This is a genomic window from Spirillospora sp. CA-108201 (genome assembly GCF_050936235.1).
GTDB lineage: Bacteria > Actinomycetota > Actinomycetes > Streptosporangiales > Streptosporangiaceae > Spirillospora.
Map to the genome: position 1 here is coordinate 1 of NZ_JBNJNE010000001.1, position 13,184 is coordinate 13,184.

Here is a 13,184-nt window from a genome sequence, read left to right on the forward strand (position 1 = left end):
CGACCGGGAGCGGCACGGCGACGAGCGCCGCGCCACCCTGCGCGTGTTCGGGTCGGCGCCCGGCGCCTACGGGGCCGGGCTGCTCCCGCTCATCGACAGCCGCAACTGGCGCGACGACGCCGATCTCGCCGAGGTCTACGCGGTGTGGGGCGGCCACGCCTACGGCCGCGACCTCGACGGGGTGCCCGCCCGCGCCGACATGGAGAGCGCCTACCGGCGGATCGCCGTCGCCGCCAAGAACGTCGACACCCGCGAGCACGACATCGCCGACTCCGACGACTACTTCCAGTACCACGGCGGCATGATCGCCACCGTCCGCGCGCTGACCGGCCGGGCCCCGGAGGCCTACGTCGGCGACAGCACCCGCCCGGACGCCGTGCGCACCCGCACCCTCGCGGAGGAGACCGCGCGGATCTTCCGGGCCCGCGTCGTGAACCCGCAGTGGCTGGCCGCGATGCGCCGGCACGGCTACAAGGGCGCGTTCGAGCTGGCCGCGACCGTGGACTACCTGTTCGGCTACGACGCCACCACCGGCGTCATGGCCGACTGGATGTACGACCGGATCACCGCCGCCTACGTCCTGGACGAGGAGAACCGCGCGTTCATGGCGGAGTCGAACCCGTGGGCGCTGCACGGCATCGCCGAACGGCTGCTGGAGGCGGCCGAGCGCGGCCTGTGGGAGCACCCCGACCCGGCGGTCCTGCAGGGGCTCCAGGAGGTCTACCTCAAGACGGAGGGCGACCTGGAGGACGACACCAGCCGCTGAGCCGCCTCCGGGAACCCCGCCCAGTGCAGGTGGAGGTAGGAGGCGGTGATCCGGTCGTCGCCGTACCCGTCGCGGCCGTCCCGCCACCGGAACAGCGGCCCGGCCCGCGTGCCCGGCGCCGCGTCCAGCTCCGTCCGGTGGAACTCGTGGCCGCGGAACCGCTCACCGGGACGGGTCAGCGGCGACTCCGCCACCGCGACCGCCTCCCGGTAGCCGAGCGTCAGCCGGGACGTCATCCGCGCGCGCCCCGGCACCCGCCCGCACATCGCCCGGCCGTCGAGCTCCTCGCACAGGTAGAGGAGCCCGGCGCATTCGGCGGCGATCGGACCGGGGAACGCCGCGACCTCGGCGAGCATCGGCGCGTTGGCGGCCAGATCGGCGGCGTGCACCTCCGGGAAGCCGCCGCCGACGACGAGCGCGGCGGCCCCGTCCGGCAGGGCCTCGTCCCGCAGCGGATCGAAGACCGCCACGTCGGCGCCCGCCGCGCGCAGCAGCTCCACGTGCTCGGCATAGGAGAAGGTGAACGCCGCCCCGCCCGCGACCGCGACCACCGGGCCGCCCTCGACCGGCACCACCTCGCCGGACGGATCCCACGCGGGCCCCGGCAGCGGGGGAGCGGCGGCCGCCAGACGGAGCAGGGCGTCCACGTCGCAGGAGCGCTCCACCAGCGCGCCGAGCCGCTCCACCGCCCGGACGGCGTCCGCGCCCCGCTCGGCCGCCGGGATCAGCCCGAGGTGGCGGGACGGCGTGACCACCGCGTCGTCCCGCCGGATCGCGCCGAGCACCGGCACGCCCGTCGCCTCCAGCGCGCTCCGGCACAGCTCCTCGTGCCGCTCCGAGCCCACCCGGTTGAGGACGACGCCGCCGATCCGCACGCCCGGCTCGAACGTCGCGAAACCGTGCACGAGCGCCGCCACCGACCGGCTCTGCCGCGCGGCGTCCACGACCAGCACCACCGGCGCCGCGAGCAGCCGCGCGACGTGCGCCGTGGACGCGAACCCGGTGTCGCCGCGCCCGTCGAACAGGCCCATGACCCCCTCGACCACCGCCACGTCGCAGCCGGCGGCGCCGTGCAGGAACAGCGGCGCCACCCTTTCCTCGCCCGCGAGCCACGGGTCGAGGTTGCGGCCGGGCCGTCCCGCCGCGAGCGCGTGGTAGCCGGGGTCGATGTAGTCGGGGCCGACCTTGTGCGGGGACACGGCGAGACCGCGCGCCCGCAGGGCCGCGATCAGCCCGGTCGCCACGGTCGTCTTGCCGCTGCCGGACGCCGGCGCCGCGACGACCAGCCGGGGGATCACCACTCGATGCCCCGCTGCCCCTTCTGCCCGGCGTCCATCGGATGCCGGACCTTGCCCATCTCCGTCACCAGGTCGGCGGCCTCGACCAGCCGGCCGGGCGCGTCCCGGCCGGTGACGACGACGTGCTGGTTCCCGGGACGCGCGGCGAGGGTCTCGACCACGTCGTCCAGGTCGAGCCAGCCCCACTTGATCGGATAGGTGAACTCGTCGAGCACGTAGAAACGGTACGTCTCGGCGGCCAGGTCCCGCTTGATCTGCGCCCAGCCCTCCCGGGCGTCGGCCGCGTGGTCCTCCTCGGCGCCGGGCCGCTGGATCCACGACCAGCCCTCGCCCATCTTGTGCCAGGCGACGGGCCCGCCCTCGCCGCTCTCCCCGAGCACGCGCAGCGCCCGCTCCTCGCCGATCCGCCACTTCGCCGACTTCACGAACTGGAACACCCCGACCGGCCAGCCCTGGTTCCAGGCCCGCAGCGCCATCCCGAACGCCGCCGTCGACTTCCCCTTCCCGGGGCCGGTGTGGACCATCAGCAGGGGCCGGGTGCGGCGCTGCCGCGTGGTGAGGCCGTCGTCGGGGACGGACACGGGCTTTCCCTGGGGCATCTCAGGCCGCCTTTCCAGCGTCGCGCCCGCGGTGGGCGCGGACGATCCCGTCGAGGTCGGCGAGCGGGACGAGCCGCGCCCCGAGCCGGGCCGCGAGGCGTCCCGCGAGGCCGAGCCGGACCGGGCCGTCCTCGCAGTCCACGACGATGCCGGCGGTGCCGGCCAGCGGCCCGGCGGCCCGGTCCACGTCGCCGGCCGCGGTCGCCCGCCCGTCGGTGACGACCACGAGCAGCGGGCGCCGCGCCGGGTCGCGCAGCCGCTCGGCGCGCAGCACCTCGGCGGCGCGCGCGAGCCCGGCGGCCAGCGGCGTGCGGCCCCCGGTCGGCAGGGCCCGCAGCCGCGCCGCGCCCGCCTCGACCGACGACGTCGGCGGCAGCACCAGCTCGGCGGTCCGCCCCCGGAAGGTGATCAGGCCGATCTTGTCGCGGCGCTGGTAGGCGTCCAGCAGCAGGCTGAGGACGGCCGTCTTCACCGTCGTCATGCGGCGGCGCGCGGCCATCGAGCCGCTGGCGTCCACGACGAACAGCACCAGGTTCCCCTCGCGGCCCTCGCGGACCGCCTCCCGCAGGTCGTCCGGGCGCAGCACGAGGCCGGCGCCGGACCGGCCGCGCGCCCGCTGCCGCGGCGCGGCGGCCAGCAGCGTCGCCACCACGTGGGGGTCGCGGACCTTCGCGGCCGGGCGGCGCGCCCCGGTGACCCGGCCACGCGCCGCCCGCGACCGCGACCGCCGTCCCGCGGCGCCCTCGCCGACGCCCGGCACCTCCAGCAGCGGCACGGCGTGCGGCGCGGCGGCCGCCGCGACCCGCTCGCCGCCCCCGCCTCCGGGCCGCCCGTCCTGCCCGGAGCCCGCGTTCTGCTCCGTGCCCGCGTCCTGGGACGAGCTCGCGTCCCGCTCCATGTCCGCGCCTTGGGGCGAGTTCGCGTTCTGCTCCGTGCCCGCGCCCTGCCCCGTGCCCGCGCCCTGCCCCGGGCCCGGGTCCGGGTCCGGGGACGAGGGCTCCTCGCCGCCCCCGCCGCCGTCCGGGGGAGGGCCGTCGGGGGACGTGCGGTCGAGCAGTTCGTCGAGCAGGGACTCGTCCAGGCCGGGGGCGTCGAACGGGTCCCGCCTGCGCCGGTGCGGCAGCGACAGCCGGGCCGCCGCGCGCACGTCCTCGTCGGTCACCTCCTCGCGTCCCCGCCACGCGGCGTGCGCGAGGGCGGCGTTCGCCGTGACCAGGTCGGCGCGCAGCCCGTCCACCTCGAAGCCCGCGCACACCGCCGCGATCTGCTCCAGCCGCTCGTCCGGCAGCGCGACCCCGGCGAGCCTCTCCCGCGCGGCCGAGATGCGCCGCGCCAGCTCGGCCTCGGCGTCCTCCCAGCGCGCGGCGAAGGCGGCGGGGCCGGCCTCGAACGCCAGCCGCCGCCGGACGACCTCGGCGCGCTCCCTCGGGTCCCGCGACGCCCGCACCTCGACCGTCAGCCCGAAGCGGTCGAGGAGCTGGGGGCGCAGCTCGCCCTCCTCGGGGTTCATGGTCCCGACCAGCAGGAACCGGGCCGCGTGCCGCACCGACACCGACTCGCGCTCCACGTAGCAGGTGCCGAGCGCGGCGGCGTCCAGCAGGAGGTCGACCAGATGGTCGTGCAGGAGGTTCACCTCGTCCACGTACAGGACGCCGCGGTGGGCCGCGGCGAGCAGCCCCGGCTCGAACGCCTTGACGCCCTCGGTCAGGGCGCGCTCCACGTCCAGCGACCCGGCGAGCCGGTCCTCCGAGGCGCCCACCGGCAGCTCCACCAGCGCGGACGGCCGCCGCACCGCCGGTCCGCCCGGCTCGTGCGGGCCGTCCGGGCAGGACGGGTCGGGCGCCGCCGGGTCGCACGCGAACCGGCAGCCCGGCACCGTGTCCACGGCGGGGAGCTGCGCGGCCAGGGCCCGCACGATCGTCGACTTGGCGGTGCCCTTCTCGCCGCGCACCAGCACACCCCCGACCCGCGGCGAGACGGCGTTGAGCAGCAGCGCCAGCTTCAGGTCGTCCAGCCCGACGACGGCGCTGAACGGGTAGGCGACGTTCACACCTGGACCTTCCGGTTGACATGGGCGACCCGCCAGCCGCTCCCGGCGGCGGCGAGCCTCGTGGTGGACAGCGGCGCGAGGTCGATCCGGTCGGCCGCGAGGACGCCGGCGCCGAGCGCGTGGGCGAGCGCCGCCCGGATCACGCCCGCGTCGCAGACGGCGACGCCGGACGGGCGGCCGCCGAGCCACGCCGCGACCCGCGCCGCGAGCGCGGACCGGCTCTCGCCGCCGTGCGGCGCGGCGTCCGGGTCCGACAGCCAGGCGGCCAGCGCGTCCGGATCGGCCGGCCTCCGCGAGGCGGAGGCCCGCCCAGGAACCGTGGTCGGCCTCGGCGAGCGCCGCGACCGGGCGGGCGTCCAGGCCGAGCGCGGCGCAGGTCTCCCGGGCGGCGCGGGCGGGCGACGTCCACGCCTCCCCGTCCGGCAGTGCCCCGGCCAGGGCCTTCGCCCTCGCCAGGCCGGACGGGTCGGCGGCGGGGTCGGCGGGGAAGCGGGCCTCCCGCATCCCCGCCGACGTCGCGTGCCGCACGAACAGCACGCCGGTCAGGGCGGCCCGCTCACGCCGGGGCCGGGGCCGGGGCCGGGGCACGGGCGGCCCGGTCGCAGAACCACCCGAACAGGGTTCCGAAGGACGCCCAGAACACCAGCTGCGTCCCGAGCGAGGTGATGCGGAACTGCCACAGCAGCGTGGCGGGGAACCCGTCCGGCACCTCGTCCACGGTGGGCAGCAGCAGCGACGCCACCGCCACCGGCACGACGAACGCCAGCACGGCCGCCGGCCACCGCGCCCACGGCCCGCCGCGCACGCTGCGCGCCGTGGTCACGGCGATGGCGGTGGACAGCAGCCCCACCCCGATCATCGCCAGGTACAGCAGGGTGCGGGTGTTGATCGTCTCCGGGTCGCCCACCGCGGGCGGGTTCGCCGGATACTTCAGGAACGGCACGACGATGACGGCGGCGAAGGCCGTCCCGGCGGCGGCGAGCGCGAGCGCGGCGTCCGAGCGCGGCCCGACGCGCCCCCGCAGCCCCGCGAAGGCGAGCGCGAAGACGCCGCCCACCGCGAGCCCGTAGAGACCGGTGGCGAGGAAGAGCCCGGCCTTCTGCGTGCCGCGGCTCACCTCCTCGCCGTGCTCGTGTGTTCCGGATTCCTGTTCGTGTGTTCCGGACCCGTGCCCGTGTGTTGCGGACTCGGGGCCGGCCGCCGCGCCGTGCTCGTGCGCGGCGGCGGCGTTCTCCAGGGCGATCGCGTCGTCGACGCGGGGTTCGCCGACCGCGAAGGCGAAGACGCCCGCGACGAGACCGGCCAGCAGGCCCAGAAGAAGGCCCCTGACCAGCAGGGTGCGCACCATGCGGCGGCCTAGTGGCAGGGCACGCCGAGCAGGTGCCGCCCGTCGTGCATCAGCTCGTGGAGGTAGCCGCCGGTCTGCGACACGGCGCCGTTGTCCATCAGGACGAGGTAGCCGAGGAGCAGCAGCGCGGGAACCGCGAGCAGCCAGGGAACGAGGTGGGAAAGGGGGATGTGGCGAGCCGACAGCGTGCTCACGGAGCCTCCGTAGGGGATCTGGCGCGTCCCGGACAATGAGGTCGCGATCACCCGAGCGACCTGGCTCCCGGGATCGTCGTCCCGGATACAGTGGCGCGTCCGCACCGGCATCTCACCGGATTTCCCTCGGGCAACCGTGAATCAGCCGAACCGTACGGTCCCGGCGAACGCACTGTCAACAGCGTGCCCCCGACTCCGACCCGCCCGTGGAACCGGATAAGCCGCAAGTAAGAGCCTGAAATCCGGCTTTGTTGCGATCAAGAGCGACTCGCCTATCATGGCGATTTTCGTCTCGCGTCCCCCCGCTGTCGACAACGACGACGTTGGAGCCCCCTGCATGATCAGCCAAGAGACCGGCCGGCCTGCCTCCCTCGACGATGTCAAGGGATGGTTCCCCAAGATCGACCAACTCCTCTTCACCTGGCTCCTGGACCGCCAGGAGCGGCTCGGCGAGCGGGGCGACCTGGTGGAACTCGGCTCCTACCTCGGCAAGAGCGCCATCCTGATGGGCCGCCACGTGAAGGAGGGCGAGACCTTCACCGTCTGCGACCTGTTCGACGGCGACGCCCCCGACGACTCCAACCGCGCGGAGATGCAGGGCTCCTACTCCACCCTGACCCGCCAGGCGTTCGAGTCGAACTACCGCGCCTTCCACGACCGCCTCCCGGACATCGTGCAGGGCCCGACCTCGATGATCCTGGACCACGTCCAGCCGGAGACCTGCCGGTTCGTGCACGTGGACGCGTCCCACCTGTACGAGCACGTCCACGCCGACATCCAGGCCGCCCAGGTGCTGCTCCCCAGCGGCGGCCTCATCGTCTGCGACGACTACCGGTCCGAGCACACCCCGGGGGTCTCCGCCGCGGTCTGGGAGTCGGTGGCCACCGGCGGCCTGCGCCCGATCTGCGTCACCACCCAGAAGTTCTACGGCACCTGGGGCGACGCCGACGCGGTCCAGGACGACCTCCTGGACTGGCTGGCGTCGCGGGACGACGCCTGGCACGAGGTCCAGCAGGTCGCCGGGCGGCGGCTCGTCCGCGTCAAGGGCAGCGGGGCGACGCGCCCGCCGAACGAGACGGGCCGGCTGAAGGAGCGGCTCGCGCGGGCCGAGAAGCGGCTCGCCCGCGCGGAGGACAGGCTGTCGCGCGCCCGCGGCGAGTTGGAGGCCGTCCGCGGCTCGGTCAGCTTCCGGGTCGGCCGCGCGGCCACCGCCCTCCCGCGCGCCCTGCGCGGCGGACGCCGGGGGTAGCCCGCCCTCGGCGCGAGGATAGAACGCGTTCTAGTATCGGCCGCATGCGACACGGCATCGTGCTCTTCACCAGTGACCGGGGCATCACGCCCGCCGCCGCCGCGCAGGCCGCCGAGGAGAACGGGTTCCACACCTTCTACGTGCCCGAGCACACGCACATCCCGGTCCGGCGCGACGCCGCGCACCCCGGGACGGGCGACGAGACGCTCCCCGACGACCGCTACACGCGCACGCTCGACCCCTGGGTCGCGCTGGCGTCCGCGGTCACCGTCACCTCGAGGATCCGGCTCGCGACGGCCGTCGCGCTGCCGGTGGAGTCGGACCCGATCACGCTCGCCAAGACGGTCGCCTCGCTCGACCACCTGTCGGGCGGCCGGATCACGCTCGGGGCGGGGTTCGGCTGGAACACCGACGAGCTCGCCGACCACGGCGTGCCGGCCGACCGGCGCCGGACGGTGCTGCGCGAGTACGTGGAGGCGATGCGGGCCCTCTGGACGCGTGAGCAGGCCTCCTACGCGGGGGAGTTCGTCTCGTTCGGGCCGTCCTGGGCGTGGCCGAAGCCCGTCCAGGCCCACGTCCCCCTGCTGATCGGCGCGGGCGGCGGCCCGAAGACGCTCGCGTGGATCGCCGCCCACGCCGACGGCTGGATGACCACCCCGACCGAGCGCGACATCCTGCCGAAGGTCGCCGCCCTGCGCGCGGCGTGGGCGGACGCGGGGCGCGACGGCCGGCCGGAGGTCCGCGTCCTGGCCGCGGCGCGCCCCTCGCCCGAGGAGGTCGCCGCCTGGGAGGAGGCCGGCGTCACCGAGATCATCTGGGGGCTGCCGGACCGGTCCGCCGACGAGGTCGTCGCCTTCCTCGGCCGTCACGCCGCCCGCCTCGGCCTGTGACGCGGCCGGGGCGACGCGGATGAAGAAGGGTCTTTAACCCGTTTAGCCAAGCTCGTCCGAAATGCCGTAAATAATGGCATTGATCGGTGGTCAGCGCTTTCGGCCGACCCCCGCGTAGCACCATTGGCGGTCCGCGCGGGGCGGCACGGTCGAGCCCGGATCGGGACGCCACATCGACAGGGTGGTGAGGCCGGGGTCCACGAGGTCGAAGCCGTCGAACAGCCGCGTGACCTCCGCGCGGCTGCGCAGGGTGATCTGGTACGTGGCCCGCTCGTACACGGCGCCCGCGTGCCGGACCCTCAGGTCGGCGTCGAAGTCGGCGGTCACGTGCGACACCGTGAGGTAGCTGCCGGGCGCCATCGCCTCGCGGAGCCGCGCCACGATCCCGGGCGGGTCGTCGCCGTCGCCGATGAAGTGCAGCACGGCCAGCATCAGCACGGCGACCGGCCGGTCGAAGTCGATGAGCCTGTTCAGCTCGGGGTGCGCCAGGACCTCGCCCGGGCGGCGGGCGTCGCCCTGGATGACGGTCACCTCCGGCGTCCCGGCCAGCAGCGCCCGCCCGTGGACCAGCACGACCGGCTCGATGTCGACGTACACGACGTGGGCGTCCGGCGCGACCTGGTGGGCGATCTCGTGCACGTTGCCCTGGGTGGGCAGGCCCGAGCCGATGTCGATGAACTGCCGGATCCCGGACTCGGCGAGGAAGCGCACCGCGCGCCGCAGGAACGCGCGGTTCTGGCGCGCCATGAAGGGCGTGTCGGGGGCGTGTTTGACGACCTCGTCCACGGCCTCCCGGTCGGCGGCGTAGTTGTCCTTTCCGCCCAGAAGGTAGTCGTACATCCGCGGAACGTTCGGCGTGTGCGGATCGACGGTGTCCAGCGTCCTCTCCCCGACTCTCGGCGCCGCGACTCTCCGGCCTGGGAAATGTCGCGAAGTTACCCGGGACATGTAAGCATTGAGATCAACTCGGAAACAACCGAAACGATGACGCCGACGCGGAGGGCTCGAATGCGAAGCGACGCCGACACCCCATCGCGGATCCCCGGTCCGCCCGCGGGGGACGACGGGACGGCGGCCATCGCGGCGGCCGGCGGGCTCCACGAGTACCAGCTGAGGCTGCACGCCGAGTACGGACCGGTGGTGCGGTTCCCGCTGCCCGGGGCCGGCCTGGCGGTGTCCGTGGCCGACCCGGTGCTGCTGGAGGCCACCGCGAAGATCAACAAGCGGCCGGAGAAGCTGTTCGAGTTCCTGGCGCCGCTCCAGGAGTCGGGCAACCTGCAGACGATCCCGGCGGACGAGCACGGCCCCTGGCGCCGGGTGATGCTGTCGGTGCTGGCCGGGCGCCCCTCCCACGAGGCGCACTTCGCCCGCTTCACCGCGCTCGCCGCCGAGCTGGCCGACCGGTGGGAGGCGCACGACGGCCCGGTGGCGCTGCAGCAGGATCTGAGCGAGCTTTCGCTGCGCATGATCTGCCAGTACGCGCTCGGCAGCGGCCTGGAGTCGCCGGAATCGGCCGCGCGGGTCGTGTCCGCGTTCGAGACCGTCCTCACCGAGTACATGGGCCAGGCCGGGGACGGCGCGGGGAGCCGCGCCGAGGAGGCCCTGGCCTACCTGCGCGCCACCGTCGACCAGGTGCTGGAGGCGCACCGCGAGCGCGGCGACTCGGCGCCCGCCGGGCGCAGCGACCTGATCGCGGCGCTGGCCGAGGCGGGGGAGTCCCCGGCGCGGATCCGCGACACGGTCCTGATGACGATGCTCGCCGCCCACCACACCACCGGCGTCGCGATCTCCTGGACGCTGTACCTGCTGGCCCGGCACCCCGACGCGGCCGAGCGCGTCGCCGAGGAGCTGGACCGCGTGCTCGGCGACCGGCCCGTTCCCGAGTACGCCGACCTCAAGCGGCTGACCTACCTGGACATGGTGCTGCGGGAGACCATGCGGCTGTACCCGCCGGGACCGTACGGCGCGCGGGAGGCCACCGAGGACGTCGTGCTCGGCGAGTACACCGTCCCGGCGGGCACGACCGTCTTCTATCCGTTCTGGGCCGTGCACACGAACCCCGACCACTGGCCCGACCCGCAGCGCTTCGACCCCGGCCGGTTCGCCCCGGAGGCGTCGGCGGGCCGCCCGCGCCTGGCCTACATCCCCTTCGGGATCGGCCCGCGCAGCTGCGAGGGCGCCGCGCTCGCGACGGTCGAGGCGCAGCTCGTCCTGGCCGTCCTCCTCAAGCGCTTCTCCCTCCGCCCGGCGCCCGGCCGGACGGTCACGCCCGTCGAGCGCTTCGTGCTCTGGGCCGCCGAGGACATCCACATGACCCTCACCCCGCGCCGGCCGGCCTGAGCGCGGGTGGTAGAACGACCGGATGGAGTTCTTCTGCTACCACCGTGACCGTGCCGGCTCGATCGGGCTCCGCGAGCAACTGGGGGAGCAGCACTGGTCCTACATGGACCGGTTCGAGAAGGAGCTGATCGCCCGGGGCCCGACGTTCGCCGGCGAGGTCCCCACCGGCAGCGTCCACATCGTCGACCTGCCCGATCCCGCCGCCGCCCGCGCGTTCGCCTTCGACGAGCCGAACTACCAGGCGGGCGCGTACCGGGACGTCATGGTGCGCCGGTGGCGCAACGCGCTGGGCCGCACGATGTGGGACTTCCCCGGCGGCCGGACGGGCGGCGACCGCTTCCTGGTCATCGGCCTGGGGGAGGGGGAGCCCGTCGACCTGGAGGTCGCGGCGGGCGACGACCTCATCGCCTACGGCCCCCTGCTCTCCGACGACGGAGCGGCCTGGCTCGGCACGGCCGCGCTGCTCCGCGCCCCGGACGCCGGCGCGGCCCGCGCCGTCCTGACGCAGGACCGCTACGCCGCCGTCGAGGTCCACCAGTGGGAGTTCGGCGGACGGCGCTGACCTGAGCCCGGCCCGGGGTCAGAGGTTGCGCAGGACGGAGACGACGACGCCGAGGACGGCGGCCTCGTCGCCGTCGATGACGTCGTAGGCGGGGTTGCGGGGTTCGAGCAGGACGTGGCCGTCGCGGCGCCGGTACACCTTCACCGTGGCCTCGCCGTCGATCATGGCGGCGACGATCTGGCCCGAGTGGGCCTCGGGCTGGCGGCGGACCACGACGATGTCGCCGTCGCAGATCGCGGCGTCCACCATCGAGTCGCCGCGCACGCGCAGGCCGAAGACGGTGCCGCGCCCGGTGAGCTCGCGGGGCAGCAGCAGCGTGTCGTCGGCGTGCTCCTCGGCCGGGATCGGGACGCCGGCGGCGATGTCCCCGACCACGGGCACGGTCACCGGGCCGCCCGCCGACTCCCGCGGCGGGCCCTCCCGCAGGAACGCGCGCACGTCGATCGGCCGGGCCACCGCGTCGCCGCGCCGCAGGAAGCCCTGGTCCTCCAGGCTCGCCAGGTGGCGCGACACCGAGGACGGCGACCGCAGGCCCACGGCGTCGCCGATCTGGCGCGTGCTCGGCGCGTACCCGTACCTGACCGCCCAGTCGCGGATCATGGCCAGGATCCGCTGCTGGCGCGGGGGCAGCGCGGAGGCGTCCAGGTCCCCGAACGGGTCGGCGTCGCTGTAGGCGGTCACCCACGGAATTGTAGGGGCGCGGCGGCCGGGAGAGCGGGCGGGACGCGCCCCCGCCGCGGCCTCAGGAACGCGTGGCGGCCTCCAGCGCGGCCGTCTCGAACGCGGCGGCCAGTTCCACGACGTCCTCGGGTGCGCGCGACGGCGAGCCGGTGTCGAACGGGGGCCTCGGGTCGTACTCCGCCCAGAGCTGGACGGCCTGGGCGGTCCGCGTGTCGGTCAGGAGTTCCACCAGCCGCAGCGCCATGTCGATCCCGCTGGAGACGCCGGCGGCGGTCACGACGCGGGCGTCGCGCTCGACCACCACGCGCTCCGGGACCGGGACGGCGCCGAACAGCGGGAGCTTGTCGAGGTGCCGGTAGTGCGTGGTCGCGCGCAGCCCGTCGATCAGGCCCGCGGCGCCGAGGACGAGCGACCCGGAGCACACCGAGGTCGTCCAGCGGGTGGCGGGGTGGACCTCGCACAGCCAGGCCGGGAGCGCCCCTTCCAGGACGTGCACGGTGCCGGGCCCGCCGGGGACGACGACCACGTCCGGGCGCGGCGCCTCGTCGAGCCCCACGGCGGTCAGCCGGAGCGTGCGGCAGTCGTCGAGCACCGGGCCGGGCCGCTCGGCGGCGAACACGACCCGCACGCCGGGGGTGAGGGCCAGCATCTGGTACGGGCCGACGACGTCCAGGGCGGTGAAGCGGTCGTACAGCGGGATGACGACCGTGATCTCGGACTCGGTCATGGCGGCCGCTCAGTGCCCGTACTCGCGCCGGCGCCGGAGCAGCACGGCGAGCATCGCGACCATCATCAGCACGTGCGCGGCGGTCATGAACGCCATCCCGCCGACGACGCCGGTCCACACGAGCGGGAGCAGCACCGCCGGCGCGTACATCGCGGCGCACATCTCCAGCGTGCAGGCCAGGCCGTGGCGGCGCAGGAGCATCCACGCGGCCATGCCGAGGGCCATGTCGGTGGCCATGAGCAGGTAGTGGGCGCCCGGATGCGCGTCGAACGCGACCGTGAGCCCGAGCAGGGCGCGGAGCCCGCCGAAGGCGAGCATCCCGGCGAACATCGCGAGCACCATCTCGACGTAGTGCAGGGTGAGCCGCCGCCATGGGGTGCGCGCGTGCGCGGACGCCGGTGAACCGGGATCCAGGGTGCGGGACGTGGTAGCCATGCCATCACCTTCGGCGAGCCGGGGCTCGCCCGCCAGTCCCGGCGG

14 protein-coding genes and 1 pseudogene are annotated in these 13,184 nt (G+C 75.2%); 5 read left to right on the top strand and 10 right to left on the bottom strand.

Annotated features, from left to right (window positions below; translation table 11 throughout):
• Nucleotides 1-766: cobaltochelatase subunit CobN (locus tag ACQEU6_RS00005; RefSeq protein WP_499328312.1), on the top strand; the 766-nt coding region annotated here is incomplete at its 5' end.
• Here ACQEU6_RS00005 and ACQEU6_RS00010 read toward each other — a convergent pair.
• The 6 genes and pseudogenes from ACQEU6_RS00010 to ACQEU6_RS00035 all read right to left on the bottom strand — a co-directional run bounded on the left by ACQEU6_RS00010 (nt 721) and on the right by ACQEU6_RS00035 (nt 6,255).
• Entirely contained in the window at nt 721-2,064 is a 1,344-nt protein-coding gene (locus ACQEU6_RS00010) for a cobyrinic acid a,c-diamide synthase CobB (RefSeq protein ID WP_499328314.1), read from the bottom strand. The genes ACQEU6_RS00005 and ACQEU6_RS00010 overlap by 46 nt on opposite strands.
• Complete coding sequence (cobO, locus tag ACQEU6_RS00015; protein ID WP_499328315.1) at nt 2,061-2,663, bottom strand: cob(I)yrinic acid a,c-diamide adenosyltransferase; 603 nt, start codon at nt 2,661-2,663, stop codon at nt 2,061-2,063. Before cobO ends, ACQEU6_RS00010 begins: the two co-directional genes overlap by 4 nt.
• A gap of 1 nt (nt 2,664) precedes the next feature.
• Entirely contained in the window at nt 2,665-4,713 is a 2,049-nt protein-coding gene (locus ACQEU6_RS00020; RefSeq protein ID WP_499328317.1) for a VWA domain-containing protein, read from the bottom strand.
• Nucleotides 4,710-5,217 (bottom strand): annotated as a pseudogene (locus ACQEU6_RS00025) (histidine phosphatase family protein). The gene ACQEU6_RS00020 and the pseudogene ACQEU6_RS00025 overlap by 4 nt, the downstream one beginning before the upstream one ends.
• 52 nt (nt 5,218-5,269) lie before the next feature.
• Nucleotides 5,270-6,061: a CbtA family protein gene (locus tag ACQEU6_RS00030; RefSeq protein WP_499328319.1), complete on the bottom strand. Its 792-nt coding sequence runs from the start codon at nt 6,059-6,061 to the stop codon at nt 5,270-5,272.
• A gap of 8 nt (nt 6,062-6,069) precedes the next feature.
• Entirely contained in the window at nt 6,070-6,255 is a 186-nt protein-coding gene (locus ACQEU6_RS00035) for a CbtB domain-containing protein (RefSeq protein ID WP_179835852.1), read from the bottom strand.
• A gap of 337 nt (nt 6,256-6,592) precedes the next feature.
• Here ACQEU6_RS00035 and ACQEU6_RS00040 point away from each other — a divergent pair, with 337 nt between their 5' ends.
• Nucleotides 6,593-7,504 carry a class I SAM-dependent methyltransferase gene (locus ACQEU6_RS00040; protein WP_499328321.1) on the top strand — a complete coding sequence of 304 codons (912 nt, stop codon included), beginning with the start codon at nt 6,593-6,595 and terminating at the stop codon, nt 7,502-7,504.
• 44 nt (nt 7,505-7,548) lie between these two features.
• Nucleotides 7,549-8,394: an LLM class F420-dependent oxidoreductase gene (locus tag ACQEU6_RS00045; protein WP_499328323.1), complete on the top strand. Its 846-nt coding sequence runs from the start codon at nt 7,549-7,551 to the stop codon at nt 8,392-8,394.
• Nucleotides 8,395-8,484: 90 nt separating this feature from the next.
• Here the strand turns inward: ACQEU6_RS00045 and ACQEU6_RS00050 are convergent, their stop codons facing one another.
• On the bottom strand, nt 8,485-9,342 hold the full coding sequence (locus ACQEU6_RS00050; RefSeq protein ID WP_499328325.1) for an SAM-dependent methyltransferase: 858 nt from the start codon (nt 9,340-9,342) through the stop codon (nt 8,485-8,487).
• Nucleotides 9,343-9,402: 60 nt separating this feature from the next.
• Between ACQEU6_RS00050 and ACQEU6_RS00055 the strand changes: the two genes are divergently transcribed.
• Nucleotides 9,403-10,734, top strand: coding sequence for a cytochrome P450 (locus ACQEU6_RS00055; RefSeq protein WP_499328327.1), 1,332 nt, complete (start codon nt 9,403-9,405; stop codon nt 10,732-10,734).
• 22 nt (nt 10,735-10,756) lie between these two features.
• Nucleotides 10,757-11,296 (top strand): YciI family protein, encoded by a 540-nt coding sequence (locus ACQEU6_RS00060; RefSeq protein WP_499328329.1) that lies wholly within the window; start codon nt 10,757-10,759, stop codon nt 11,294-11,296.
• 18 nt (nt 11,297-11,314) lie between these two features.
• Here ACQEU6_RS00060 and lexA read toward each other — a convergent pair whose 3' ends face one another.
• From lexA to ACQEU6_RS00075, 3 genes are all read right to left on the bottom strand, one after another.
• Nucleotides 11,315-11,977, bottom strand: coding sequence for a transcriptional repressor LexA (gene lexA / locus ACQEU6_RS00065; protein ID WP_499328331.1), 663 nt, complete (start codon nt 11,975-11,977; stop codon nt 11,315-11,317).
• 61 nt (nt 11,978-12,038) lie between these two features.
• Nucleotides 12,039-12,704 carry a DJ-1/PfpI family protein gene (locus ACQEU6_RS00070; protein WP_499328333.1) on the bottom strand — a complete coding sequence of 222 codons (666 nt, stop codon included), beginning with the start codon at nt 12,702-12,704 and terminating at the stop codon, nt 12,039-12,041.
• Nucleotides 12,705-12,713: 9 nt separating this feature from the next.
• The gene (locus ACQEU6_RS00075) at nt 12,714-13,139 is read right to left on the bottom strand and encodes a hypothetical protein (RefSeq protein ID WP_499328334.1); all 426 of its coding nucleotides are present in this window, start codon (nt 13,137-13,139) and stop codon (nt 12,714-12,716) included.
• Nucleotides 13,140-13,184: the final 45 nt, after the last annotated feature.

What these genes read in the sequence shown, in the direction of transcription:
- ACQEU6_RS00075 (WP_499328334.1), bottom strand. Translation starts at nt 13,139, where the DNA reads ATGGCTACCACGTCCCGCACCCTGGATCCCGGTTCACCGGCGTCCGCG.
- ACQEU6_RS00055 (WP_499328327.1), top strand. Translation starts at nt 9,403, where the DNA reads ATGCGAAGCGACGCCGACACCCCATCGCGGATCCCCGGTCCGCCCGCG.
- cobO (WP_499328315.1), bottom strand. Translation starts at nt 2,663, where the DNA reads ATGCCCCAGGGAAAGCCCGTGTCCGTCCCCGACGACGGCCTCACCACG.
- ACQEU6_RS00070 (WP_499328333.1), bottom strand. Translation starts at nt 12,704, where the DNA reads ATGACCGAGTCCGAGATCACGGTCGTCATCCCGCTGTACGACCGCTTC.
- ACQEU6_RS00045 (WP_499328323.1), top strand. Translation starts at nt 7,549, where the DNA reads ATGCGACACGGCATCGTGCTCTTCACCAGTGACCGGGGCATCACGCCC.
- ACQEU6_RS00030 (WP_499328319.1), bottom strand. Translation starts at nt 6,061, where the DNA reads ATGGTGCGCACCCTGCTGGTCAGGGGCCTTCTTCTGGGCCTGCTGGCC.
- ACQEU6_RS00060 (WP_499328329.1), top strand. Translation starts at nt 10,757, where the DNA reads ATGGAGTTCTTCTGCTACCACCGTGACCGTGCCGGCTCGATCGGGCTC.
- ACQEU6_RS00040 (WP_499328321.1), top strand. Translation starts at nt 6,593, where the DNA reads ATGATCAGCCAAGAGACCGGCCGGCCTGCCTCCCTCGACGATGTCAAG.
- ACQEU6_RS00050 (WP_499328325.1), bottom strand. Translation starts at nt 9,342, where the DNA reads ATGTCCCGGGTAACTTCGCGACATTTCCCAGGCCGGAGAGTCGCGGCG.